This window comes from Desulfosporosinus sp. HMP52 (genome assembly GCF_000765145.1).
GTDB lineage: Bacteria > Bacillota > Desulfitobacteriia > Desulfitobacteriales > Desulfitobacteriaceae > Desulfosporosinus.
In genome coordinates this window covers 73,890-100,852 of sequence record NZ_JMGA01000008.1, presented here as the reverse complement: position 1 = coordinate 100,852, position 26,963 = coordinate 73,890, and the positions used below count along the sequence as shown (strand labels likewise).

Here is a 26,963-nt window from a genome sequence, read left to right as displayed (position 1 = left end):
TATAGGACTGAAATGAGAAATTGGTATAGATTTTCCCATAAAATATCTTAATTCCTACTTGGGAATTATAACCAACCCCCAAAGCTTTAAGAAGTCTTCTAAATTACATCGTAATCTCCCATTGTTAAGAACCACTGATTTAGCTGAAGAAAGGGATCAGAGCCACTTTCTCCTTCACGATTATTATCCTTTGTAGCTCCAAGCCTTTTGTAAATCACGGGGAAAGGCTGGGGTTCTAAGGATTTGGGGCAAGTGAAGAATCCTTTGCTCTTGAGGATACGGGATTCTTCAGTGTGGGTCAGCATCAGTGACCCGGCCAGATCCATATTATTCTCAACAAAGAAGCGAAGCATTGAATTGACTAAACATTTTCCGGCGGCGGGGTGTTCTGAGTCCACTAAGAAATCAACAATCATCCCGGAAGACATATCCGCGACTTCAGTACAGCGTCCAACAATATACCCAAGCAGCTCTGAAGAGTTCTGCTGACGTACACCATAAACCTGATAATCACGAAGAGGTATATCAAAATACCGCCAGCGGAGATAATTGGCATTACGAACTCCAATTATGGGATATTTGTCTTGTACCTTAGCCCAGAAAGCATCCATTCCGGATAGATTTGAGGCGGAGAGAGGATAAACAACATAGCGGGCATCTGATAGGTTCCTAACCTTATAGAATAGATGAAATGGCCAAGAGAGTTGAGCAAGCACAGGCCCCAGCTTCTTTTTGACCAAGGCCTTAGTGTTTAAAGGGCGGAGCAAAAGAGGTACCCGGCCCAAGTCCGTAAATCCTAACTTTTTTAAGAATCCCGGATAGGAATTAGGATTGGGGAACCCATAGCAGAAGCGAGATCCTTCCTCTGCGCAGTCCTGATAGACTGCCTTGGCCAAACCTGTGAAGATTCCTTGTCCGCCATAAATTTGTCGGGTCAGAGTGTTTAAAGAGAGGGTTCCCTGAATCAGCTCATTAAAGGCTTTAAAAGCCATGGGGATGACAACGTATTGCCCGGCCAGCTGCCCGCTTTCCACATCCCGGGCTAAGCGGATCATGGCTGATCCGGCGGGGTTCTCTTCATATTGCCATTTTAAAAACTGCAAATCGGAAATCCAGGAATCCCCGTAGTATTCACGGGTCATTTCAATGGTTTCCGGTAGATTCTCAGGCTGATACTTAAGGGATTTCCACATGATGATGCCTACCTACTTTCGAGTGATAATAATTACGCCCAGGCAGATTACGATTACCCCGATGACCTTCGAGGCTGTGAGCTGTTCCTTAAAAATTGTTGTTCCTATAAGAAGGGCAAAAATAAAGGCCGTACTTTGAATAGGATAGACGTAGCTTAGCTCACCTTTATTCAAAATATAAATCCAAAGGACAGAAGCAACTGCATACACCATAAGACCGGAAATCACATAAGGACTTAAGAAAAGGCGCAGGAGTTGACCGAGGCTATGTATCTCTTTCCCGGATGCCCCTAATTTCCAAAGGGTTTGCCCTGAGACCATGAGCACCGAATTAACGATGGTTAGGAGAACTAGCAAAATGTTCACCTCATACTTCTCTAATCTAGAATGGCTTCTAAAACATTATACAATTTGAGAGGTTTTAAGCAAGCGAATTCCAACTTATTCTACGGAAAGCCTTATGTGCTTCCTTCAGAGATGCTACTTATGAGGTGAGTAGGCTTTTCAAAGGTTAGTGAAAATTAAGTGTTTATGGTTATAAGTTATAGAGCTTAGAAATAATGATACTTGTTTAAGGTTATGACCAAAATAAAGGTATATCTGATCTGTCTTATGGTATATAATACCATAGGGGGGGTGAGTAATCTTGATAAATCGAGAACTGTATTTAGAGCAATTACGCTCATTTATCGATAGGCCTTTGATAAAGGTACTAACAGGCATAAGGCGGAGTGGTAAATCCTCACTTTTAATCATGTTAAAAGAAGAGTTAAAAAATCGTGGAGTCAGTGATGAAAACATTATCTTTATTAACTTTGAGTCAATGGAGTACTCCGATATTGATAATGCCAAAAGTCTATATTCATTTATAAAATCAAGTGTCTCATCTAACCATAAATGTTACTTGCTGTTAGACGAAATACAAGAAGTAAAAGACTGGGAAAAAGCAATTAATTCTTTTTTAGTGGATTGTAATGTAGATATCTATATTACAGGCTCTAATTCCAGATTATTGTCCTCTGAACTTGCTACATATATTGCGGGAAGATATATTGAAATTAAGGTAAGCCCTCTATCGTTTAAAGAGGTTCTGGAATTTAAAAGGACTCTGACAGGGACAGAACCACCGGATATTCAAAAAGAGTTGGTTCAATTCATAAGGATGGGCGGATTCCCAATTATTCACACAGCCGGTTACACTCATGATGATGTCTATAAAATCATCAACGATATTTACGCCTCAGCAATTCTTCGCGATATAGTACAGCGTAATCGTATAAGAAATATTGAGCTTTTGGAGAAGATTGTGAAATACGTCTTCGAAAACCTTGGCAGCATATTTTCTGCCAAAAAAGTAGCGGATTATTTCAAAAATCAAATGAGGAAAGTTGATATAGAGACAGTCTACAACTATCTAAATGCTCTGGAGGGGGCCTTTATCATTTATCGTGTGCCAAGGTATGATTTAAGAGGCAAAGAGGTTTTGCAGACAAATGAGAAATACTTTATAGGTGATCAAGGTTTGAAGTATGCTATGATGGGATATCGAGACAGAGATATATCAGGCATTCTTGAAAACATAGTTTTCTTAGAGCTTAAACGCAAGGGATATCAAGTATATGTAGGGAAGTTTGACGATAAAGAAATTGACTTTGTGGCAGTAAAAAGAGAACAAAAGGTCTATGTTCAGGTAGCCTATAAATTAGCAGAAGAATCTACTGTAGAGAGAGAATTTGGTGCCTTGCTTGGCGTAAGGGATCATTACCCTAAGTATGTGGTAACAATGGAGGACTTTTGGCAAGATAATATCGAAGGGGTTAAGCATAAAAATCTGGCGGAGTTTTTACTCATGGATGAATACTAAAAATATCTTGAAGGACAGAGCATTATGGTGTCCCTCCCAAGTTCAATTAATCCCAGTTGATTAGGAAAAATTGGTATAAAATCGTGAGGAGGAAGATTTATGCCTTCATCAAACGATGTGAGGAAGTATACCTATACTGACTACTTATTATTTCCTGACGATGAGCGCTGGGAAATAATTGATGGAGTACCCTATATGCAATCCGCACCCTCCTGGCAGCATCAGAGCATATCCAGGGAGTTACTTAGACAGTTTGCCAATTTCTTGCTTGGTAAACCCTGTGAAGTATTTGCAGCACCCTTTGATTTAGGATTATCGGAGGCCGGAAAAAAAGATAAAGACATTACCGACGTTTATCAGCCTGATCTGGTTGTAATTTGTGATAAAAATCAATTAAAGGGGACGGGCTATTTTGGAGTGCCGGATTTAGTTATTGAGATACTCTCCCCGTCAACTGCCAAGAAGGACAGGCTCTTAAAATTCAACATGTATGAAAAATTTGGAGTTAAAGAGTATTGGATTGTTGAGCCGGATGTGAAGCTGGTAAGTGTATTCATATTGCAGGGTAATAAGCGATATGGAAGGCCGGAATTATATACCGAACTAAATGATGTCAAAGTATCAATTTTTCCGGACCTGATTATTAAGTTAAACACAGTTTTTGAGTTTTAAGTTAAACCTGAGATTCTCCAAACAAAAAGCCGTTCACTGCAAAATGGTGAACGGCTTAATATTATTTGCTCCATAAATTATAAAAAAAAATCGTCAATCTTCGACTTTCGGCAAGACGGCAGACAGGAGAACTAATTCCCTTGTCTGCTCCTATCCGACTATCTAAGATGCTGCTTCAACACTGAGAAAATCGTGCTAGAGCTTTCCGGATTAACGGTCCAGTAGAGGGACCAAGCTCCAACTCCTCCCAGACCATATTGACTAAGCAATCCCATTTTTGCATTCCAGCTTTGGGCATCGTCGTAGTAGACAGTATGGACGCCATCAGTATCCGTATAATTGAAATAGGGCACTTGCGAAGCATCTCGCTGGACAGAGCTATTATACTTGGCAATCAGTTCCATCATGCCGCTCAAGTCTTTATCCGTAGTCGGCCCATAGAGAGTGTGCAGCCCTCGCGGGCGACGGCTATAGGGAGCTGATGAGTTGCCTGTAGCTGTCCAATCTACCCCGTAGTAGGGAATTCCGAGGAGAACCTTGCGCATATCAACCCCTTGATCCCGAGTGTATTTCATAACCTTGTCGGTCCAGTCCAGGGGAGCAATGGGTCCGGGAGTTCCGTGGCTATAGTCATAAGTCATAACGTGGAGGTAATCCACATATTGTGCGAGAGCAGGGTAGTCAAATTCAGCCAGCCATGCTTCTGCACCGGTACGGGGCATCACCGCTTGAATAACCAATTTATTAAGAGGATGGAGTTTAGCGTAAAGCTCTTTCATGAACTGAGTAAGATAGGGCCCGGTCTCATTACTCATAAATTCAAAATCAATGACAACCCCGTCAGCATTCACACTACTGACTAAATTCATAATTTGAGCAATTAGTTTTGCTCGGGCTGTTGAAGAAGCCATGACGGTGTCCACTGTCTTAGTAGTGCTCCAAGAAGACTGAAAAACCGGGAGGACTTTTAAATTACGGGATTGCACATAGGATGTAAATTCCTTGTAGTCCTTAGGTGTGGCATCCCATCCACCAACAACATTTCCATCAGCAGTATCATCTAGATAATACCAACTTGGTGCGATGATATCTGCATAATCCGTCGCCGGAGAAGGAATTGACTTGACCTGATTGAGCATACCATTGATACCGCCATAGCCACCTTGGGTATACTGCAGAGATACTCGCGCCTGAACATTGCCGGTACGAATGATACTTTCCATGGCGTAACTGATAACACCCCACCCCCCAAAAATCGTAAAGGCTGAGCCGGAAGCTCGCTTCTGAGTGAGATAATCCGTGGTGGAACTGCCTAACTGAGTACTGGGAATCAGGAGAATTGGCGCCTTAGTCTTCCCGGCCAGGACAGCTCCGGCCAAGGCATCGGGAAAATTCTGTCCTGTTGCTACATAGACCTTAGAAGTGTCAAAGGGTAGCTGATTTAAAACCACCGTATTTGTTTCGTACTGATCGTACCCGGCATAACGGGCTGTGACTTTTACCGGCTGAGGGAGTTTGCTCAATTGTTCCACAATACTCTCTTTAATGACAGCTGTACCGCCGATTATTGTCACCTCGGAAATCCCCAGGTCATTGATTACCTTAGCTGTTTCCGGGGGCAGTGAATCTGAGCGGGTGAGTAAAATCGGAATTCCTTGAGCAGCGGCATAAGAAGAAATACTTAAAGCGTCGGGAAAAAGCTCGCCGTTGACCAGGAAAGCTTGACTGGAACTTGAGGTGGCTGCTCGGGCAATCTCTGCAGCAGTACCGTACTGATCCCAACCCGCCAGACGTCTGGGTAAAATCCCTTGGCCTTTGAGAGCTTCTTCAATCCCGGTACTCAAGGCAACGGTTCCCCCGAGGAGATAAACCTCCCTAGTATTGAGGCGTTTGAGTTCCTCGGCAACGGCGGGAGTTAAACCATCTGACTCAGTCAAGAGCATGGGTCCATTGACCTTATTAGCCAAGACGGTTCCGGTTAGAGCATCCGGAAAGTTCTTTCCCGTCGCCAGGACGACAATAGGAGCATAATCCCAACCATGCTTGGAAATCTCCACTGCCGTATCATACAATGTATTCCCATAAATTCGGTCTGTGATGGATTCATTAGAGGCAGCTTGGGCCTTAAATGGGAGCAGAGGTGTGAGGCTTAATAGAATTAGAAGACAGCATAAAAGGCTTAAAGTTTTCTTTGTGATAAATTTCATTAATAGGCAAACCTCTTTCTCTTAAACATTTAAAACTTGGTTAATCTGTCCTTCTTTATATGGAAGCAAATAAAAGAATCCATATATTTTGCACATACCTAAATATTCTTTAAAACAAGCCAAAATCCTTCCTTCTATGAACCTCCAAATTATAACAATGAGGGGAAACAAGGGAAGGAAAAGGATTGTTGAATAATTTGTCGAATAAAGGTATTGCATCTAAATTAAATATTACCTTCAAATAACAGATCCACTAACATGCATAGAAAGGCGTGGAAGAGATGTTCAAGTGCTGGTTTTATCGAACCAAATCTACGCTCCTATCTCTGGGGATTGTAGGAATGATCCTTCTGAATCTAGGAATGGCTCCGATTCCTGGAATTACAGAGGTTCGCGGTGTTACTCAGGGGGAATTAAACAACTCGGATCTACACCAGATTGTCCTATCTTTTACGCCGGGGACAAATATTGGTCAGATTGCGGAAGATTTTGCTGCCAAAGTTGTGAGAGAGGGCCCTTTAAACTTTGTCACTTTAGAAATTTTAGAGAGAGATATTCAAGAAGCTATTGAGGAGTTAAAAAGTAGGCCTGGGATAATTAGCGCAGAAGAAAATCATTCTCGGATCATCCAAAGCTTCCCCGTTTCAGCCCCTCCCGATGATCCTCTCTTTATGAAGCAATGGTCACTAATCAGCAGAAATGTACCTCAAGCCTGGGAAATGGGGGCCACAGGAGAAGGTGTGACTATAGCGGTGGTTGATACTGGTATAGACCTGAACCACCCGGATTTAATAGCTAATCTAGTCCCAGGCTACAACTCAATAACAGGCAGCGCGGCAACCGGGGCAAATCAGGATAACAATGGTCACGGTACGGAAGTCGCCGGAATTGCCGCCGCCGAGCGCAACAGTACCGGGATTGTGGGAGTAGCCTACCAAGCAAAGATCATGCCCATCAAGGCCATTGGCTCTACGGGAGTAGGGTATGATGATGCCATCGCTGACGGAATTATCTGGGCGGCGGATCATGGAGCTAAGATAATCAATTTAAGCCTAGGCTCAGAAAATGGGGCCACTTCCTCGGAAATTTTGAAACAGGCTGTGGCCTATGCCTATGATAAAGGCTGCTTACTAATTGCAGCCAGCGGGAATTATGATCCCGAGTCTCAAGCAAATCCGGGAGTGAGCTACCCGGCTGCGGATTCCCGGGTCTTAGCCATCACGGCAACGGATAAAACCGGTAAAGTGACCAGTTACTCCGCCACTGGCTCGGAAGTGGATTTAGCAGCACCGGGAGACTATGTCCCGACAGACGGCTGGAGTCGAAGGGGAGGATCGGGATACACTTACGCCAGCGGAACTTCTCTGGCCGCTCCCTTTGTCTCGGGGGAAGCAGCACTAATTTGGAGTCAGCACCCTGAATGGTCAAGAGATCAAGTAATTCAAGCCCTTGAGCAGGGAACGGAAGATTTAGGCTCAGCGGGCCAGGACGATGAATACGGTTACGGACTGGTGGATGTCCAGTTAGCCTTAACCCTCGGTAAGCAAACGCTGGAGACAAAAACTTCCCCAGCAGTGATTCATTCTCTGGGCGGAATTGTCGAAGGGACTGAAGGGACAAGCCAAGTCGCTTTAACCATCCCCCCTCAGGCCTTTGACCAAGCAACGAATGTATCCTTAAAGGCCATAACAGAGCCCAAGGAATTACCTAATGGGGCCACCTTCTTAACCTCGGCCTTTCAAGTTAACTGGGGAAATATCACTCCCCAGAAAATGCTCTCTGTGAAATGGAAGGACCCTGTGTTTAACCAGGAAATTGAAGGGGCTCTATATCGCTGGAATGGCTCACGCTGGATCTCTCTTGGTGGAGAAATCAGCCCCGGAGAAGCCGGATTTGGCCTCTATATGCCTGGGGTTTACGCCTTTGGGACAGCCCAGAACAGTGGTCAGCAGAGCCGGCGTTTTGCAGGAGAAAATGCGGAGGGGACAGCAGTCCAGATTTCACAGGAAACATTTACAACCGGCGCAGATACAGTCATCATAGCCCAGGTCAATCAATTCCCGGATGCCTTAGCCGGAGCCCCCCTGGCCTATAAACTTCAGGCCCCAATCCTGCTTTCCTCCAGTTCGGAGCTTACGGAAGATGTTCGAGTGGAAATACAGCGATTGGCTCCGAAAACTGTCTATCTTTTAGGAGGCACAGCGGCTCTCTCAGCCCGGATTGAAACCGAGCTGGGCCAAACCTATGAAGTAAAACGTCTCTACGGCTATACAGCTGAAGGAACTGCCCGAGCAATAGCCCTAGAACTAGGAACCCAGGGCAAAGCGGTCATGGCAAGTGTCAATTACTTTCAAGACGCTTTGGTCATCTCATCCTGGGCAGCTAGGCAAGGAATCCCCATCTTGCTGACCCAGTCCCAAACTTTATCAAGAGATACCCAGAGTGCTTTACAGGAGCTCAAGGTTACCGAGTCTCTGGTGATTGGAGGAACGGCAGTAATTAGTTCTAAGGTTTTCGAGCAACTGCCACTTCCTAAGAGAATCAGTGGGATGACAGCCTATGACACTGCGGCGGCAGTTTTGCAATCCTATCCTCCGGCCTCAGGGAAGCTGGAATTAGCTACCGGAGAAAACTTCCCCGATGCTTTGACAGGAGCGGTACGGGCAGCCTTCTATGGATCCAGAGTCGTCCTAGTTCCAACCCAGTCTGAGATTCCTACCAGCTTGGCATCTCTCCTGAAATCCTGGCAGGGCTATCGGATTGAGTCCTTAGGGGGAATTTACGCCTTGCCGGAAAAAGTCGTGCAAAGGGTGCAAGATTGGGTTCAGTAATTCCGTCTTTGTCTGAGGGATCACTCTTGGATAATGAATCTAGACCATAATAAGAGATTTTTCTTAAATTAAATTCGAGATTAAATTATCTGTATACCTAAAAAACAACTGAATCGATTAATGAGGAGTGATGAAGTGGCAAAGTTAAAAGGGAGGCTCTTAGGAATAATAGTTTTAAGCTTAGGATTTCTAATGGGGGTTGAGAATGTGGCAAGTGCCACTCCATTAAATCTAGAGACATCAAGAATTTTTGGCACCCGTCAGATTGACACGGCTATCAACGTCTCTATAGAAGGGTGGAATCATGCAGAGACGGTTTTACTCGCCAATTGTGATAATTTCCCGGATGCACTAGTAGCTGCACCCCTTTCCCATAAGCTGGACGCGCCTATTCTACTCACCCCAACCAGTGGGGTAGATGCCAAAGTTATGGAAGAAATTAAACGGTTAGGTGCCCGAAAAGTTATTCTGTTGGGAGGAGTCGCTGCTCTAAGCCAAAAGGTGGAGCAAGATATTCTGAAAGCAGGATTAGACCGGCCTGAACGAATCTATGGGTATGATCAATACGAGACGGCCCAAAAGGTCGCCGAACGGGTAGGGGCAAAGGGAGAGGTCATCTTGGCAAGCGGAGAACAGTTTCCTGATGCACTCTCCATCTCTGCCTACGCAGGTGCGACAGAGACGCCGATTCTTCTGACAAAATCCAAAGAGATGCCTAGCTATACTCAGCAAGCACTTGAGGATCTGCAGGAGGAAGGGGATCTGCATACAATTGTCGTCGGCGGAGAAGCTGTGGTGTCTTCTACAACCTTAGGCAACTTAAGAAGTGTCCAACGAATTTTTGGCAATGACCGCTATGAAACCTCTGCAGAAATCTACCAGTTTGCCAGAGATACCCTATCATCTCAAACGGCATATGTAGTAACCGGTGAGAACTTTCCCGATGCTCTGGCAGCAGGCAGCTTAGCAGCAAAACGCCGTGCAGGCATTGTCATGACCCAAAGGGCAAATCTCCCAGGGCCCAGCTACTCTGTCTTATCCAGACCCTCAGAAAGCCCTCTTCGAGTTGTAATTATCGGCGGAGTGGCAGTAATCACCGAAAAAGTGAAATCAATGCTGGAAGGTTCTGAGCAGCCACCTTATCTCTTGGCGGATCTGACCATCGTCATTGATCCGGGGCATGGCGGTCCTGATCCCGGTGCAGTAGGTTCATCAGGAACCCTTGAGAAAAACAACACTTTACCTGTGGGGCTAAATCTGGCCACCTTACTGCGCTCAGCAGGGGCCCGGGTTATCTTAACCCGCAGCACAGACATCACCCCGGCAGAAGGGGCTTATTCAGAACGGTCTGATCTCCAGGCCAGAACTCAAATAGCCAACGACGCCAAGGCAGATTTGTTTATCAGTTTGCACAACGATGCCTTTAGTAACCCTGCAGCTTCGGGAACAACTACCTATTATAGCTCTGCTAACCCAATGTCTTCACAGTCTAAAGCCTTAGCAGGAAGCATTCAAGCAGATCTGGTTAAAGCAATCGGCTTGCCCAGTCGAGGAGTTAAAGATGCGGCCTTCTATGTCATCAAGAATACAGAGATGCCGGCGGTTTTAGTGGAACTCGGCTTCCTATCTAATCCAAGTGAAGAAATACTCCTTGGTTCAGCAGAGTTCCAAAGAAATGCCGCCCAAGGTATATACCAAGGAATTCTCAGCTTTAAAGGTTTTTAAAGCAACCAATTAGTATATCCTAAAATTTAGCATTGATTCTTCGAACAAACCATGTTAAATTTGTTAAGTACCAAATGGGGCCAACAAATAATTTGTTGAAACTCCACAAAATGTCCACATTTGGAGTCAGTTTATATGCTATACTCTACTTATTCCATTAAAACAATGTATATTTTTTGACTAATGGTGGAAAACTGATAGGTTTTAGTGTAAACTAAGACAAGTAACATTGGAACTTGTCCGAGGGGATAATGCCAGTGCAAGTTCCCATAAAAAAAATCGGACAGCAAGCAGGAATATTGGCTATAGTGAAGAATATATATAGCTAATATAGACCTTTTTGTGGTTTCTTCATTTCCCATGCGTTCTAAATGGTACGCCACAGGAGGGATGAACACCGTCATCCTTGGGGGGACGCTCCCGCTTATTCTGTGGATGCTTTTAGATATTGCGCAATGTCTAAAGATTGTGCTACACATTTTAAGGGGGTGAGGGGCGACCAAAAGACGTCCTAGTTACAGAGAGATGGTTCATTTCCAAAAAGAAAGAGATCCAATTACGAGAGGAGAAATTCACTACATGAAGAAAACTAAAAAAGCCTTAGCTTCCTTAGCTATCGCAGGTATGACATTAAGCATGATTCCTTTCAATGTTTTCGCAGCTTCACCGGTTACCCGCATTGCTGGTGTAACTGCAGAACAAACCGCTGTTCAAATCGCTGAACAAACCGGGTACACAGGTACAGCAATCCTTGCTTCCTCCACTTCCTATGGTATGGTTGATGCATTGACTGCTGGACCGCTCGCAGCTTCCTTAAAAGCTCCTATCTTATTAACAGGTGCTGGTAGCAGCCTTGACGCAGCTACTAAAGCTGAACTTACTAAACTCGCTGTTAAAAAAGTCTATGTAACAAGCGGAACTGCTGTTATTAAACAAAGTGTTGTCGATGAGTTAAAAGGTATGGGCATTGAAGTGGAAGCTCTCGGTGGTTATGACCGCGCTGAAACATCCGTCAACATCGCTAAGAAAATGACTGGTGTTACCAAAGTTGCCGTTGCAAACACTGTTGTAGATGCACTCTCCATTGCTGCAGTAGCTTCTGCAGCTAACGAGCCAATTCTCTTAACTGACAAAGATGCTCTTCCTGCAAGTGTAGCTGCTTACTTAGCTGCAACTGCTGGCATTACTGCTAGTGATGTTATCGGTGGAACTGGCGTCATCAGTGATGCAGTAAAAGCTAGCCTTCCTAGCGCAACTCGTCACGCTGGTATGAGTGCTTATGACACCAACAACCAAGTTATCCAAAACTTCGCTGGAAGCCTTCAATTTGACACCGTTTATGTTGCTAACGGCGTAACTGGTATTGACGCTCTTGCAGGTGCTCCACTTGCAGCTCAAACCAAATCACCTATCGTTCTCACAGACGGCAAAACTGTTCCTCAAGCAGCTGCTTTCACATACAGCAAAGCTCCTGTCGGCGCTGTTGTAACTGCTCTCGGTGGCGAAGCTGTTGTTTCTGAAAGTGTTCGTGCTGGAGTTGCTGCTGGTTCGGTTACACCTGACTCAAATGAACTGAAAATTGTTTCAGTAAGTGCACTTGACGAAGCTAATAAGTTTTTGCAAATTGACTTCAGCAAAGCTGTAACTAAGCTTGAGATTTCCGATATTTCAATTCAGGATGCTTCCACATTAGCACGCTATGGTGTTAAATCAGTAACATTAGCCGCTAGCGGTCTAGCTGCAACAGTTGAATTATATGGACCTGATGATGCTAAGAAAGCAAATCCTGTTCTTTCTTACCTTACAAATTATACTGTCACAGTATTTGCCAATGGAACAACTTTAAAAACTACTTTTAATCGTCCGTATTCCTTAGAAGTTCGTGTTCAGAGTTTTGATGTATCTGATAAAGAAATTAAGGTTCTTAGCACAGATGGTACTTCAACCGTAACTCTCAAAGTGCTTGATCCTAAGTTTGATTATGCAGGTACAGTTGGCGAGAAAATGCAGGTTTGGTTCAATAAAGAAAATGAATTGATTAAATCCCAAGTTTTATCTACATCTGCTATCACTGATGCAATTGAAATCACTGACACAGATGAGATCAAACTGATAACAGAAAACAAAAAGTATGACATTTCTACGGAAACTTATACTGCAGGTGGAGCTAAATTTAAGTTCTTCTTAAATGGTTCAACTACACCTACAACAATAACTGCCGGCATGGTAGGCAATAAATACGCATTTGCAAAGATTAACTTTGACAAATCCGGAGATATTGAATACGTTAGTGCATATGATCTCAAAGATTTCCTGATTGTTGACAGCGTCGATAATGATGAAGTAGTTGGATATGAAGGTGTTGGCACAGGCGGATCTTTTGATGCCTCAGATGCTACTATTGTAAAAGGCGGAAAAGTAATTACTCTTGCTGACCTTAAAAAAGGTGATGTACTATACTTCAATGATACTGCAAATAACAACGATGGATTTGCGGAAGTTTACAGTCAAACTGTAACTGGTGAAATTGATACAGTATATGACGATGCAGTATTAGTGAATGGTAAAACTTATAGTTATTCCTATTCTGCTGGTGAATTAAACACTACACGTGCTGTCTATATCAACAATGATGGAGATACAGCTATTGTCGACAGCGATGCTGCTGAAGATCTTCAAGCAGCTGGAGCTGTAACACTGCATCTCAACCGTGCCGGTCACTTAGTATATATTGCTGGTGATGTAGTTAATGTTGCAACTAATAAACAAACAGCTATTCTCACAGAAAACGCCAAAACTGGAGTTTCTACTTTTGGCAAGCACCAAGCACAAATCTCTGCCGTTCTTGAAACTGGTGATACTAAAGTATACGATCTTACACTTGAAGACCTTGATCAAGTTATTATTGATGGCCATGGTTATGATATTGATAGCACACCTGGTACTAGTACAACAGACTATAACCCAACAGTGGCTGCTGGTAATTTAGTTTTAACACCTGGAAGTGGATCAGCAGTTAGCGTTGCTTTGACAAATGTACTCAAAGAAGGTCAATTAGTGAAGTTCCACTTAAATGATAACGGAAGTGTGAAAAAGCTTGAACTCTTTACTGCTAATGGTACACGTCAAGTTACCGACTCAACAGCAGGTATTGAAGCTGGCGACAAATATATTAGTGGTAAAAAGCTGTTATCGACTACGCTTGTGTTTGATGCAAACAAGGGTTATGCTAATACAACTCCTTGGGCCCTTGGTGACATCAAAGCTGGCGATGTTAGCGTCATAAAATGGGGTGACTATAAAGGATCCGATATAAGCCATTGCGATTATATTGTCAACAGCGACAACGAAGTAGTTGCACTAGTTATTAGAGCTACTACAACTTCGGATACTGTAATCGAGGAAGCTGTTATTACAAAAATCCTTCGCAACTCCGACCACGAAGTAACCTCACTTTCAGCTTATGTAAACGGCGAAGTTAAAACTTACGACGTAGATTCGGTTGCTAATACTACCCTTGGAAAAGGCGACGTAGCAATCCTTGAACTCAACAAAAATACTGATTTAGTTGAAGTTATTCGGGCTGCCGGAGACAGTGTTGAGTATGCACCACGTGTGAAAACTGGATTGGTTGTTTCATCCGTAAATGTTGGTGAAAGAGAAGTAACATTCACTAACGGAGATAAGTACAAACTTGTTTCTGAGGGTAAAGTTCTTAACGGAACAGACAACAGCGATATTACCGTCAAAACACTAGCTGACCTCCGTGGTAAAACGAACGTAACTCTTGTATTGGATGAGAAAGCATCTGGTACTATCTTTGCTAAGTACTTCATGTGGGAAACTAATGTTGCCGCTGATACCACTCCTCCAACCGCTGGTACACTCACTAACCAAGATCTCTCAGCAGTTACCACGGCAAACACTTATCTAGCTGGAGATACGATTACTATTACCTTCAGTGAAGATGTAAACGTAGCTAACCTAGATCTTGCTAGCTTAGTATTAGACAATGGCCATACTTTTGATACAGATGCAACTGTTTCGGCAGTAAGCCCTGTGAACGGATTTGCTTCTTCGTTCGTAATCACTTTAGGTACTGCTCCAACTGTAGCAGCTGGAGATACAATTACGATTAACAAAGCAAAAGTTACTGACGTTCAAGGTAATGCCGCTACTGGAAATGCTGTATTCACAGTAACCGCTGCAAACTAATAGCCTTATATAGCTGGTGGAATAAGTTAAATTATTCCTTCCCTGGTGAATAAACCATTAGTCACAAAAGAGCCTTTCGTCTTTATTAGACGGAAGGCTCTTAAAAAGTATGTGCCTTATATTTTGGTTAACAAGATGGTAGACGTTAAAACTAGTAAGTGCATAATCTTCAGGTACGAAGTCCCCTAATATGTCCATATACAAATCTCTATAATAAATTTACATGTGTTGTTGTATTGAATTAAAAAAATGTAAAGACTTTAGAGGTAGAAGAATATAATAAGTAATTAAGAATCGATTTATAGTACCCCGGAAACTATAATACCCTTTGAGTTCCAAGCTTAAAGAATTATAAAAGGATTCTTACCATGGATCAGGTCAGTTGTGAAAGTGATATTATGCAAGGCTTTATAGCTTTGAGTTCTTATAAGATATAAACTCATGCCTGATAAGCAAAAGATCCTGTGTCACGAACGATTTGGAACTAGTCCTTGATATCTGTACAGTAATATACTAAAAAGATTTCGATGGTAAGCCAACTAGAGCTGTTAGGTCAGCAAAGTTCAGAAGTTTGAAACTTCAGAAAGAAAAGACCAATTAGCCTTTAATAATTAGTGGAAGTAGTTTGGCTAAATTATAACGATTATTTTGGGATTATTTGAGGAGATGTTTAGTATTGAGCTATCAAATTGAAGGTGCAGTTATTAAAGAGCAGGGTGTCAGTTTTGCTATAGTTATGGTTAAACATGATGTGGTAGAAAATATTACAGAAAATCAGGCAGCCTTAGATGCATATAGTTATGTTTTTGAGGGTATGCCGATCATTCTAATGGGGCATGACTCCCAAGGAAAATCGAATTACTATGGGTCAGAAGATATAGTATATTTGCTTGCGAAAGTGGATCCTCACAGCATACCATGGAGACGTTATATAATTAATCATTAGTTATTGGTCAATTGTTTAAATTACAATGTAGTAGTCCCCTGATCAAATACGCTCAGGGGGTTTTATATGGTTATTCAGTAAGCGTCCAATAAGACAGTGTGTAGAAACCTATTTAAAACTATGAAACGTAAGTGGTGGAACAAGTAGCGTTGCATAAAAAATTCGCTCAGATCTTTAGTTAATGAAATCTGGGCGAATTTATTGTTATTTTAAATAACCTTCACTTGCAACATCCTGATGTACTTATATTGTTTGAGGATCAACCTTTTGAATTGGTCATCCGATAGATCATCGTACTTGTTGGTTCCTTCTTCTACTAGATAGTCAAAAATTAGTTCTGTATAGTCTCTATCTTCTCGGACCATCTTCCGATACCGGTTTTCTATCTCAGAGGGAAAGTCCAGCCAACTACTGATGCAATCAATTTCTCCATCAAGAAAGGATTTTGTCATGTCATCATGTAGTTAATATTTGTCATCGCCATTCTGTATATTTCCCTTCCTCAGCTTCCTTATTAGCTCGCTCAGGTTATTCGAAATAGGAATACACCCATCCAGCAAGAAGTTTGTAAAGTATTCCCTATGTTTAAGTGTATATCGGAGGGCCTTTTTTAACGGTTCTTGATAGGGATTCACATTTTCAGCCCACGCAAAAAAGGTATTTAGAACAGGGACACTCTGTATTAGACGCTCTGTTTACGCTCCTCATGTGGCAGCTCTTTCCACTCTTTTTCAAGATTAAAGAGCTTGTTACAATAAGCTCTTCCTTTGGCACCAGCAGAACCTGGAATTTCTTTTTTGCTGCTGTGTCCGGCCTCCTTCTGTTCCTGAAGTTTAAACTTTCTAGCCCAGTATTGATAAGCGTTTTTAATGTGTTGATACCAAAGGATGACTCAGTTCGACTGCTAAGCCACATTTTGGAGGGATTAAATTACGAGAAATTATACAAGGCCTACTCTTCCACAGGAAGAAAACCTGCAGTTGAATGGGACAAAAATCGAGGCTAACGCTAACCGTTATACCTTTGTCTGGAAAAAGGTTGTTCATAAAATGAGGCAAAGATGTTCGAAAAAGTTCAGGCCTGCATCGAGGAGATGAACCTAACCTATATGTCCAACCTTAAAGTGGCCAAAGAAACCGTTTTAGATGATCTTAACGCTGCGATAACGTACTTGGAAGAAAAACGACAGCAGGAGAAAATTGAGTTTGTTTATGGTATTGGGAAACGGAAGTCAAAACTACAGAAGTTAACGGAACAATTGCAGGAATTCTCTAACCGCCAGGAAAAGTACCATAAACACAACCAATTATTTGAGAAGAGAAATAGTTACTCCAAGACGGATGCTGATGCGACGTTCATGCATATGAAAGATGATCACATGCGAAATGCCAAGTTAAAGCCTGCTTACAATGTACAGATCGGAGTGGAGAGTGAGTATGTAACAGGGATTGGGATTTTTCAGGATCGGAATGACAAAAACACACTGATTCTATTCTTGAAGGAAATGGAAGTTAAATTAAAGACCCCTTATAGAAACATCATTGCAGATTCGGGCTATGAAAGTGAAGAAAACTATCGTTATCTTGAAACGAAAGGCCAGACCAGTTTTATAAAACCACAAACGTATGAATAATGGAAAAAGAGGAGTTTTAAAAAGGACATTAGAAATCGAAAAAATATGCTTTAGAACTCGGAGACCGATGAATACACCTGTCATAATAAGAAGCCGCTCAAGCCAGTAGGAATCACTCATCGGACATCGGCAACGGGTTATCGATCTGAAATAACCGTCTATGAATCGGAAGATTGCAGTGACTGCTCTCATAAATCCCGCTGCACGAAAGCCAACGGCAATCGGAGAATGCAGGTGTCCAAAATGTTCGTAGAAAAACGTCAAGCATTATATAAAAACATCACGACACAAGAAGGAACCTTGCTGAGAGTTAACCGTTCTATACAGGTAGAAGGAGCGTTCGGCGTTCTCAAAAATGATTACAACTTTAACCGATTTTTAACCCGGGGTAAAACCAGTGTAAAAACCTCGGTAGAAAAGTGATACCGCTGGGGTTGTCGCATACACAGAGTAACATAGAAAACCACGGTTGTTTTTGAATTTTGAGCAACACAAATGCAGATGCCCGAAAAGCATCTGTAAAAGTCCTATCACACATGTTAAATCTCAAATAATTCTGTACTGGAACCCTACTGCTGAAATCGAATTTTGATATCTAGGAAATTGTCGGCCAGGGCGTATTGGGGAAAGGTGCTTACCTATCAGTTTAAGAACTTGGACCGCTGGAATTTACTCTCTCAAAAATTGACGGCATATATTTAAAGCCACTGGAAAATTTACTCGCAAATCTTCAGGAATACTGATGTGGTGCATGATAATGGAAGAGTAATTGTATAAAATTAAGTCTGGCAAAGATCTCTTGCAATATAAAATCCTTCTTTTTGCTGTGCAGACTCGCCAAACCCACAGCAGATGTCTCAATTCCCCAGCGCAGATTATAGAGCTGTTTTATTTTCTCCGGCGGAAAATCTTTGGCTTGAGATTTGTATAAACCGTTTCATACACACCATCAGCAATAGCGACGCGAACAGCACGAAAATGTAAATCATAAAACTTGGAATCTTTCGGTTTAATGAAGTCAAATGTCGTATGTGGCTGTATCCATCGATACCGATGGGGGTATGCTCTTAGAAGCGATAACGTTTCTTTGGTTTGGCGCCGGGTGAGGGTTAACGTGATTTCTTCATCGTATTCTGGGCAATTTGGCAGAGAAAGCCTTGATATAATCCCATAGGATTCTTTCGCCCGGATGATATAGTACCATGATTTCTCCTGAGAATGAGCGATATTGTTGAATGACTCATATCCTCGATCCATGATTGCGATTACATTTCCGCTGATTTCAGACTGATCTACCATGGATACTAAGGCTTTATGCTCATTCATGCCTTTCTTGGGTTGAACGGATGCATCAACATAAACCTTGCCCATTAGGTCATACATAGCGTCCAAATGCACAAGATTGTAATTTTTGCTATCTTCGCTGTTCCTCATGGAGGAGAATCCATCATTTGAATTTGACGGAAGTCTCAAATCCGAACCGTCAACAGCGAGCAGCCTGTAGTCTTGTAATGAATTCTTCGGTACTGCTAATCTTGTAAATTCGTGAAACAGTAGTTTCAGTGCTTCTGGACGAATTTTGTCTCTCTGTTGGACAAATGCTGAGGCGGTTGCAGTCTCTGACGAATAGCCCAGCCAATCATATAATTCTTTTAAAGGCTATTGCCTCCCATGCCTACTAGTATAAGCAGCATAGTATGCAGTGATAATTTGCGTTCGCGTCAAAAATCTTGCCCTGGTCGTTTCACGCAAGCTGGTAAATCTGCTGTGATTGAGCGTATCGCTTGGTGCAGCGCAGTTCGTACCTGCTCTGGATATGCTTCCTTTTTCATTTTAGAAGGCCTCCTTAAAAATGTCCTCATTTTCAAGGCGAAGCCTTCGATTTTTAGAAATTTTGTCAAGTGTTTTTTACAATTGATAAATTTTATATGCCCACCTGTATGTATAAGAAAAACACAACCATCTTAATCTGGATGGTTGTGTTTTTCAGGCCTTAACTTAATGACATTGCCTTCTAGGTAGACAAGTGAAATAATAAAATCGTGCAGTACTGTATTGCACATGATCATAACTACGCAGAAACATCTGAAAAATATCAAGTATCCTATCAGCAGGCACGTAACTTTACCCTTAAATATGAAGCTTACGGAATTGAATCATTAAGAGACAATCGGGGAAAGCGAAAGTCTGAGGACGAGATGAGCGAATTAGAAAAGCTGAAAGCTGAGAATAAGATTTTAAGAGCAGAGAAAGAACGAGCTGAAATGGAGGCATCTTTCTTAAAAAAACTCGAGGAAATAGAAAGGAGGCGGCGCTAAGCCTGGTTCGTCATGAATTTATATATCAGGCTATAAAAGAAGAAAACCAAGAGCATAGTTATCCAATCAGCACACTATGTAAATTTGAAAAGGTATCACGCGCAGCATATTACAAGTGGCTGCATAGAGAAATACCTCAAAGGGAAACGGAAAATTTCCGTATCGCTGATGAGATTGAGAAAATTCATGAAGAAAGCCCGGATAAAGGATATAGAAGAATCAGGGATGATCTTGAGCGATATCATAACATTAAAGCCAATGACAAGCGAGTTTTACGCATATGTCGCAAGCTAGATATAAAATCGACCATTAAGTATTCGAACAATGGGTGTACACGTCAGGCGGCCAATCCGCAGTATATAGCAGAAAACATACTAAATCGAGAATTCACCGCTGAAGCTCCAAATGAAAAGTGGCTTACAGACGTAACAGAATTCAAGTATTACATCGGAATGGTAAAGCGCAAAGTATATCTTAGTGCAATTCTAGATTTATATGATAGACGCATAGTTTCATATATTATACGTGATTCAAATAATAACGCTCTGGTATTCGATACATTTGATGCTGCTATTGAAGCTAACCCGGATGCACATCCAATCTTCCATAGCGACAGGGGATTCCAATACACAAACCGAGCATTCCATGCGAAGATTGAAGCGGCTGGTATGATCCATAGTATGTCAAGAGTAGCCAAGTGTATTGACAATGGCCCAATGGAAGGTTTTTGGGGGATCATCAAAAGAGAGCGTTATTACGAAAAAAGATTTACTAGCAGAGAATCTGTAGTTGAAATGATTGAGAAATACATTAATTATTATAACAACAAACGATTACAAAGAGGAATCTTGGCGTATTAACACCAATAGAGAAACATGAAAGTTATTTACAAGCAGCATAAAAACTGCCAGTAGGTGTAACCCGCTGGCAGAAAAGATTTATACTTTTTTAATTGTCTACTTGACGGGGTGCAGTCCACTACTTTTTAAAGTAGTTTCACACACCCTCTTCTTAGGAGTCATTCTTTGAGACAACCGTTATACGGATCTCAAATCACATTATACATTAGTTTGCGGCATCGACTGTGAATACAGCATTTGCTGTAGCTGCATTACCTTGAACGTCAGTAACTTTTGCTTTGTTAATCGTAATTGTATCTCCAGCTGCTACAGTTGGAGCAGTACCTAAAGTGATTACGAACGAAGAAGCAAATCCATTCACAGGGCTAACTGCCGTAACAGTTGCATCAGTATCAAAAGTATGGCCATTGTCTAATACTAAGCTAGCAAGATTTAGGTTAGCTACGTTTACATCTTCACTGAAGGTAATAGTAATCGTATCTCCAGCTAGATAAGTGTTTGCCGTGGTAACTGCTGAGAGATCTTGGTTAGTGAGTGTACCAGCGGTTGGAGGAGTAGAATCAGCGGAAACATTAGTTTCCCACATGAAGTACTTAACAAAGATTGTACCCGAAGCCTTCTCATCCAAGACAAGGGTTACGTTGTTTTTACCACGAAGGTCAGCTAGTGTTTTGACGGTAATATCGTTGTTGTCTGTTCCGTTAAGAACTTTTCCGTCAGAAACAAGTTTGTACTTATCTCCGTTAGTAAATGTTACTTCTTTTGAACCAACATCGACTGTTGAAACGACTAGGCCAGTTTTTACACGAGGATCGAATTCAGCACTTCCGGATACGTGGAGGGCTTCAACCAAGCCCGTATTATCATCAAGTTCGAGAACTGCTACGTCACCCTTCGCCAGAGTGGTGTTAGAAACTGAATTTACTTCGAAAGCCTTAACTTCGCCATTTACATAAGCGCTGAGTGATACTACTTCATGATCTGAGTTGCGAAGGATCTTTGTGATAACAGCTTCTTCAAATACTGTATCCGAAGAAGAGGTAACTCTGATAACTAATGCAACTACTTCGTTGGCAGAATTAATGATATAGTCTGAGTGGGTGATATCAGATCCCTTATAATCGCTCCATTTTGTAACGGTAACGTCGCCATTTTTGATGTCAGTCAAGCTCCATGGATTAGAATTTCCATAACCTTTGTTAGCATCAAAGACAAGGGTGCCCGGTAATAGTTTTTTACCGTCTACATATTTATCGCCTGCTTTTATACTACTTGTTGAGTCAGTTACTTGACGAGTTCCATTAGCTGTAAAGAGTTCCAGCTTTTTCACACTTCCGTTATCATTTAAGTGGAACTTCACTAATTGACCTTCTTTGAGCACATTTGTCAAAGCAACACTTACTGCTGATCCACTTCCGGGTGTTAAAACTAAATTACCACCAGACACTGTTGGGTTATAATCTGTTGTACTGCTACCAGGTGTGCTATCAATATCATAACCATGGCCATCAATAATAACTTGATCAAGGTCTTCAAGCGTAAGATCGTATACTTTAGTATCGCCAGTTTCAAGAACGGCAGAGATTTGTGCTTGGTGCTTGCCAAAAGTTGTAACTCCAGTTTTGACGTTTTCTGTGAGAATAGCTGTTTGTTTATTAGTTGCAACATTAACTACATCACCAGCAATATATACTAAGTGACCTGCACGATTGAGATGGAGTGTTACGGCTCCAGCTGCCTGAAGATCTTTAGCAGCATCGCTGTCGACAATAGCTGTATCTCCATCATTGTTGATATAGACAGCATGTGTCGTGTTTAATTCGCCTGCAGAATAGCTATAGCTATAAGTCTTACCATTTACTAACACTGCGTCGTCATAGACGGTATCAATTTCACCAGTAATTGTATTACTGTAAACTTCAGCAAATCCATCGCCGCTATTTGCTGAATCACTGAAGTATAATACATCGCCTTTGTTAATGCCAGTAAGGGCGATTACTTTACCGTCTTTTACAATTGTAGCATCTTTAGCATCAAACGAACCGCCAGTGCCAACACCTTCAATACCAACTACTTCATTTCCTTCAACAGTGTCAACAATTAGAAAATCTCTCAAATCATATGCGCTCACGTACTCAATTTTTCCGGATTTATCAAAGCCAATTTTTGCATATGAATATTTATTTCCCAAAATTGTGGATAATGATGTTAAAGGCGTAGATGCTCCATTAAGGTAGAATTTAAATTTAGAGGTAATACCATCTGAATACAGCTCAGTGGTAATATCGATCTTCGAATTTGCTGAGATTAGTTTAATTGTATCTCCATCTGTTATTTCAATTGCATCAGGTTTTGCGGTAGATGTTAATACTTGATATTTTACTAACTCATTATCTTTGTTGTACCAAACCTGAATACGCTCACCAATTGTACCTACGTAATCAAATTTAGGATCAGGAACCTTTAATGTTACAGACGTATTATCATTGGTGCTTGCAACTACAATTTCCTGATCTTCAACATTGATATTCTGCACACGGACTTCTAAGGAATAAGGACGATTGAAGTTAGCTCTCAAAGTCGTTCCATTTGCAGTTATCGTCACGGTGTAGTCTGTAAGGTAAGAAAGAACAGGAGAACTCATATTAGCACTATCTGAGCCATACAATTCAACTGTTGCGGCTAGTCCACTAGAAGCTAATGTTACATTTTTAACTCCATATCGTGCTAATGTAGATGCGTCTTGAATTGCAATATCAGAAATCTCAAGTTTAGTTACTGGTCTACTAAAATCAATTTGTAAGAATTTGTTTGCATCGTCAAGGGCATTTACAGATACGATTGCTAATTCATTAGAGTTAGGAGTTACTGATCCGTTGGCAACGCCTGTACGAACAGTCTCAGGAACAACGGCTTCGCCGCCAAGGGCTGTGACAACGGCACCAACAGGTGCTTTGCTATAAGTGAAAGCAGCTACTTGAGGTACTGTTTTACCATCAGTAAGAACGATCGGTGATTTGGTTTGAGCTGCAAGCGGAGCACCAGCAAGAGCATCAATACCCGTTACACCATTAGCGACGTAAACGGTGTCAAACTGAAGGCTTCCAGCGAAGTCTTGGATAACTTGGTTATTGGTGTCATAAGCACTCATACCAGCGTGACGAGTTGCATTTGGAAGACCTGCTTTAACAGCCTCACTGATAACGCCTGTTCCACCGATAACATCAGTTGCTGTTGCGCTTGAGCTTGCCAGGTAAGCAGCTACACTTGCAGGAAGAGCATCTTTGTCAGTTAAGAGGATTGGCTCGTTAGCAGCAGAAGCTACTGCAGCAATGGAGAGTGCGTCAACAACAGTGTTAGCGACTGCAACTTTAGTAACACCAGTCATTTTCTTAGCGATGTTGACGGATGTTTCAGCGCGGTCATAACCACCGAGAGCTTCCACTTCAATGCCCATACCTTTTAACTCATCGACAACACTTTGTTTAATAACCGCAGTTCCGCTTGTTACATAAACTTTTTTAACTGCGAGTTTAGTAAGTTCAGCTTTAGTAGCTGCATCAAGGCTGCTTCCAGCACCTGTTAATAAGATAGGAGCTTTCAAGGAAGCTGCTAGTGGTCCAGCAGTCAATGCATCAACCATCCCATAGGAAGTAGAGGAAGCAAGGATTGCAGTACCTGTGTACCCAGTGTGTTCAGCGATTTGAACTGCGGTTTGTTCTGCAGTTACACCTGCAATGCGAGTAACCGGTGAAGCGGCGAAAACATTGAAAGGAATCATGCTTAATGTCATACCTGCGATAGCTAAGGACGCTAAGGCTTTTTTAGTTTTCTTCATGTAGTAAATTTCTCCTCTCATATTTGGGTCTCTTTTTTTCAGGGAAATGAACATCTCTTGTAACCAGGAAGCCGACTAGCCGCTCCTCACCACCTTGTCCATTTAGTAGTTAAATGTTTAGACATTGCGCATTATCTAAAAATATTCCACTGTTTTTATGGAAGCGTCCCTCCCTGAAAAGTAATTTTCAGACAAGTGGGTATTTTTTAGAGCAATCAATAATGAGTCGTAAATTGAACTTGGAATTTGTTTTTGTTATTTCCGGGCGCAAATAGAGATTAACATATTTAACATGAAATTACATTTTAAACTTTTTGGTTATATTACCATTAATTACTTAAGATTACTTTTAGTTAAGTCTCTAGAGTCTTAAACGATAGATATATATTAATGTAGGATTCATTAACTAATAGCTGTTGGCTATAATTAAGATTAGATTGAAAAAATGTGTAAGTATAAAAAAACCCTTTAATAAATCTAAGTCATAATACAGTTCTTAACTTCATGGAATTAAGCTTATGAGCAGGTAGAACCTATATTCTTATTAAGACAAGGTAGCCAGGATTAGTCTTTTTGTAGTTAAGGGTCTGCAAAAAGCACAGGTCACGATTTGGCTTCTATGCTTCAAATAGTATAAAATAATCTAAGAGAAAATAATTTGGAGTAGATAATGTAATAAGTTAGGGAGGTAAAAGCATGACAAAGCGGAATTGGTTATCTATTATAGGTGTAATAACGATTTTTCTTTTGATAACGGGATGCTCTGATTCCAAATCAACTCCAGAAACAAAAGTACAAGAACAGGCTCAGCAGGGAACAGATTCAAAAGAAGATAAACTAGAAAGTGATACTGACTTAGCTAAACAGCTGGAAACAGAAGAGGGAATTGATAGTGTTATGGTTCAAGTGGTCGAGGGAGAACGACCTGCGGTAAACGTTGATATTGTGATCAATGATAAGCAAGTACTATCCCCAGATGAAGTTATTAAAAAGTACGGGAAAGTTATTAAGGAAAAATACCCTGATCGAACTTTAGATCTTATTGTTGCAAAACAAGGAAAGCTGCTAAAGCAAGAAACAATAAAGTAAAAATTAACTCAGAGGAAAGTGGCACTCGCTACTCTCCCCTGAGCACTTACGTGACACATGTGTTTACAAATAACCCTATTTTTTCAATTGACTTTACATATGGGGTAAACTACAATAATTTTATTAGGTATTATGAAAGGAAGTCTACATATGAAGAAACTACTTGGAATGTCACTTTTTTCGGCAATGTTACTTTTAGGGCAACCTATTATGGCTTATGCAGGTTCGACTGTCTCAACGATGGTGAATTTTGGTGACATTAATGGAATTATCGCCGAGAAAAACATTGATGTTCAGATCAATAAGAACTCTAGTCTCAAAGATAAGGTTGACTTATCAAATATTAAAAGAACTATTAAAGATTTAGAGGATGATCTTGAAGATATTGATGAACAAAGAGATGCAAATCCTGCTCTCGCGTTAGCTTTAGGATCACAAAAACATATACTGCTGGATGCACTTAGGGAAGCTGAAAGAGGGGCAGTAGACAAACCTACGATAGAAGCAATCATCGATCTAAAGAACGAAATAAGCGAAGTCGGCATAGTTCGCTCTGCAGAAGGAATTTTTATCGGATACAATCAACTAAATAGCGGGATATCATCTCTGTCATCTAACATAGAAACATTGCAAAAGAAATTAACTGCAATGGAATTGCAAGAGAGCTTAGGTATGATACCACAAAATAACGTGAACAATCTCAAAACAAGCTTGGTTAATTTACAAACCCAGCTTGAAAGTTTAAAATTTCAACAGGGATCCCTGGAACGTCGATTTAAAAATCTACTAAACGATCAAGAAAGCTTGTATACTATTGGCACGATCCCTTCTGAATCTGCCGATTTCATCATTAAAGACAAAGATGCCGATTTGGAAAAAGCTCTAGAAAACAGTTACACAATAAAATTGCAAAAGTTACAAATCATAACTCTAGAGTCTGCATTAGATCGAGCCAAAAAAGATACGAGTTCCTCTTCCAAACAATATAAGAAAGCAAATTATGATTTAACCAATGGAAACTTAAAACTAACTCAGCTAGAAGATGGAGTCAGATTAAGTTATAATTCCATGATTGATAATATCTCAAACTTACAAAGTGAACTTCAATTGGCTCAGAAAACCCTACAAGATAAAAAAGTAACTCTTTATGAAGCTAAATTAAAAATGGTATTAGGAATGATTTCTCAGTTAGAATTAGATGAAACTAATAAAGAATATCAAGTTCAAGAAAACGCTGTCAAAACAAAGCAAATCGATTTGTTTAATGCAAAGTGTAATTATGAGTGGTTTTTAAAAGGAGTGACTTCTACAAACTAGAAAAAAGGCAGATATCCACAATCTAACCTCAAATCTGTGGATTTGTCTTGACTTTCGTTATTTTTAGTGCTAATTTAATTTTGTAAGTCAGTTAGACCCATTTGAACCAAATGACTTGCGCAATTAGGATCTCCGGACGCGGAGATCCTTTATTGTTGTCTAAATAGCTTATATTTTTAGACTTCCTATAATCCTGCATCTATGATATAATATATAGTTGGTGCTATAAAGCGTCTATTCCCACGTTGGCGGAAC

The 26,963-nt window shown here is 41.2% G+C and carries 17 protein-coding genes and 2 pseudogenes; 13 read left to right on the top strand and 6 right to left on the bottom strand.

Annotation, left to right across the window (positions count from 1 at the left end):
• Positions 1-98: 98 nt before the first annotated feature.
• Positions 99-1,193, bottom strand: a complete 1,095-nt coding sequence (locus tag DP73_RS03085; RefSeq protein WP_034597319.1) for a GNAT family N-acetyltransferase — start codon at positions 1,191-1,193, stop codon at positions 99-101.
• Between the two features lie 12 nt (positions 1,194-1,205).
• Positions 1,206-1,559, bottom strand: coding sequence for an EamA family transporter (locus DP73_RS03080; RefSeq protein ID WP_242865674.1), 354 nt, complete (start codon positions 1,557-1,559; stop codon positions 1,206-1,208).
• A 280-nt stretch (positions 1,560-1,839) separates the two neighbouring features.
• On the opposite strand from DP73_RS03080, the gene DP73_RS03075 reads away from it, so the two are divergent.
• Entirely contained in the window at positions 1,840-3,057 is a 1,218-nt protein-coding gene (locus DP73_RS03075; RefSeq protein ID WP_034597318.1) for an ATP-binding protein, read from the top strand.
• 99 nt (positions 3,058-3,156) lie between these two features.
• Positions 3,157-3,729 carry a Uma2 family endonuclease gene (locus tag DP73_RS03070; RefSeq protein ID WP_034597317.1) on the top strand — a complete coding sequence of 191 codons (573 nt, stop codon included), beginning with the start codon at positions 3,157-3,159 and terminating at the stop codon, positions 3,727-3,729.
• Between the two features lie 158 nt (positions 3,730-3,887).
• On the opposite strand, the gene DP73_RS03065 is transcribed toward DP73_RS03070, so the two are convergent.
• Positions 3,888-5,936, bottom strand: coding sequence for a cell wall-binding repeat-containing protein (locus tag DP73_RS03065; RefSeq protein ID WP_034597315.1), 2,049 nt, complete (start codon positions 5,934-5,936; stop codon positions 3,888-3,890).
• Positions 5,937-6,217: 281 nt separating this feature from the next.
• Between DP73_RS03065 and DP73_RS03060 the strand changes: the two genes are divergently transcribed.
• From DP73_RS03060 to DP73_RS03040, 4 genes are all read left to right on the top strand, one after another.
• Positions 6,218-8,767 (top strand): S8 family serine peptidase, encoded by a 2,550-nt coding sequence (locus tag DP73_RS03060; RefSeq protein WP_034597314.1) that lies wholly within the window; start codon positions 6,218-6,220, stop codon positions 8,765-8,767.
• A gap of 135 nt (positions 8,768-8,902) precedes the next feature.
• Positions 8,903-10,492: an N-acetylmuramoyl-L-alanine amidase gene (locus tag DP73_RS03055; protein WP_205623352.1), complete on the top strand. Its 1,590-nt coding sequence runs from the start codon at positions 8,903-8,905 to the stop codon at positions 10,490-10,492.
• A gap of 579 nt (positions 10,493-11,071) precedes the next feature.
• Entirely contained in the window at positions 11,072-14,707 is a 3,636-nt protein-coding gene (locus DP73_RS03045; RefSeq protein ID WP_081962923.1) for a cell wall-binding repeat-containing protein, read from the top strand.
• Between the two features lie 676 nt (positions 14,708-15,383).
• Positions 15,384-15,653, top strand: a complete 270-nt coding sequence (locus tag DP73_RS03040) for a hypothetical protein (protein ID WP_034597311.1) — start codon at positions 15,384-15,386, stop codon at positions 15,651-15,653.
• Between the two features lie 464 nt (positions 15,654-16,117).
• On the opposite strand, the gene DP73_RS22295 is transcribed toward DP73_RS03040, so the two are convergent.
• Positions 16,118-16,288, bottom strand: a complete 171-nt coding sequence (locus DP73_RS22295) for a transposase (protein WP_242865673.1) — start codon at positions 16,286-16,288, stop codon at positions 16,118-16,120.
• Between the two features lie 345 nt (positions 16,289-16,633).
• Between DP73_RS22295 and DP73_RS24135 the strand changes: the two are divergent.
• The 3 genes and pseudogenes from DP73_RS24135 to DP73_RS23780 form a co-directional block, all read left to right on the top strand.
• Positions 16,634-16,749 (top strand): annotated as a pseudogene (locus DP73_RS24135) (transposase); the annotation flags it as partial.
• Positions 16,747-17,286 carry a transposase gene (locus tag DP73_RS24130; protein WP_348982374.1) on the top strand — a complete coding sequence of 180 codons (540 nt, stop codon included), beginning with the start codon at positions 16,747-16,749 and terminating at the stop codon, positions 17,284-17,286. The pseudogene DP73_RS24135 and the gene DP73_RS24130, both read left to right, overlap by 3 nt.
• Positions 17,287-17,373: 87 nt before the next feature.
• Positions 17,374-17,709, top strand: a pseudogene (locus DP73_RS23780) (transposase); the annotation flags it as partial.
• 465 nt (positions 17,710-18,174) lie between these two features.
• On the opposite strand, the gene DP73_RS23775 reads toward DP73_RS23780, so the two are convergent.
• Positions 18,175-18,759: a transposase gene (locus tag DP73_RS23775; protein ID WP_242865672.1), complete on the bottom strand. Its 585-nt coding sequence runs from the start codon at positions 18,757-18,759 to the stop codon at positions 18,175-18,177.
• Between the two features lie 569 nt (positions 18,760-19,328).
• On the opposite strand from DP73_RS23775, the gene DP73_RS03010 reads away from it, so the two are divergent.
• Both DP73_RS03010 and DP73_RS03005 read left to right on the top strand, forming a co-directional pair.
• A complete protein-coding gene (locus DP73_RS03010) occupies positions 19,329-19,604 on the top strand; it encodes a helix-turn-helix domain-containing protein (RefSeq protein ID WP_165574371.1) in 276 nt (91 codons plus the stop codon).
• Positions 19,559-20,464 (top strand): IS3 family transposase, encoded by a 906-nt coding sequence (locus DP73_RS03005; protein ID WP_128751371.1) that lies wholly within the window; start codon positions 19,559-19,561, stop codon positions 20,462-20,464. Before DP73_RS03010 ends, DP73_RS03005 begins: the two co-directional genes overlap by 46 nt.
• Before the next feature lie 205 nt (positions 20,465-20,669).
• On the opposite strand, the gene DP73_RS03000 is transcribed toward DP73_RS03005, so the two are convergent.
• The gene (locus tag DP73_RS03000; RefSeq protein ID WP_081962921.1) at positions 20,670-24,302 is read right to left on the bottom strand and encodes a cell wall-binding repeat-containing protein; all 3,633 of its coding nucleotides are present in this window, start codon (positions 24,300-24,302) and stop codon (positions 20,670-20,672) included.
• Between the two features lie 696 nt (positions 24,303-24,998).
• Here DP73_RS03000 and DP73_RS02995 point away from each other — a divergent pair.
• Together DP73_RS02995 and DP73_RS02990 are read left to right on the top strand one after the other, a co-directional pair.
• The gene (locus tag DP73_RS02995) at positions 24,999-25,391 is read left to right on the top strand and encodes a hypothetical protein (RefSeq protein ID WP_034597308.1); all 393 of its coding nucleotides are present in this window, start codon (positions 24,999-25,001) and stop codon (positions 25,389-25,391) included.
• Between the two features lie 150 nt (positions 25,392-25,541).
• Positions 25,542-26,708, top strand: coding sequence for a TolC family protein (locus tag DP73_RS02990; RefSeq protein WP_034597307.1), 1,167 nt, complete (start codon positions 25,542-25,544; stop codon positions 26,706-26,708).
• Positions 26,709-26,963 lie beyond the last annotated feature (255 nt).

What these genes read in the sequence shown, in the direction of transcription:
- DP73_RS03085 (WP_034597319.1), bottom strand. Translation starts at nt 1,193, where the DNA reads ATGTGGAAATCCCTTAAGTATCAGCCTGAGAATCTACCGGAAACCATT.
- DP73_RS03070 (WP_034597317.1), top strand. Translation starts at nt 3,157, where the DNA reads ATGCCTTCATCAAACGATGTGAGGAAGTATACCTATACTGACTACTTA.
- DP73_RS03065 (WP_034597315.1), bottom strand. Translation starts at nt 5,936, where the DNA reads ATGAAATTTATCACAAAGAAAACTTTAAGCCTTTTATGCTGTCTTCTA.
- DP73_RS03060 (WP_034597314.1), top strand. Translation starts at nt 6,218, where the DNA reads ATGTTCAAGTGCTGGTTTTATCGAACCAAATCTACGCTCCTATCTCTG.
- DP73_RS03045 (WP_081962923.1), top strand. Translation starts at nt 11,072, where the DNA reads ATGAAGAAAACTAAAAAAGCCTTAGCTTCCTTAGCTATCGCAGGTATG.
- DP73_RS24130 (WP_348982374.1), top strand. Translation starts at nt 16,747, where the DNA reads ATGAACCTAACCTATATGTCCAACCTTAAAGTGGCCAAAGAAACCGTT.
- DP73_RS03000 (WP_081962921.1), bottom strand. Translation starts at nt 24,302, where the DNA reads ATGAAGAAAACTAAAAAAGCCTTAGCGTCCTTAGCTATCGCAGGTATG.
- DP73_RS02995 (WP_034597308.1), top strand. Translation starts at nt 24,999, where the DNA reads ATGACAAAGCGGAATTGGTTATCTATTATAGGTGTAATAACGATTTTT.
- DP73_RS02990 (WP_034597307.1), top strand. Translation starts at nt 25,542, where the DNA reads ATGAAGAAACTACTTGGAATGTCACTTTTTTCGGCAATGTTACTTTTA.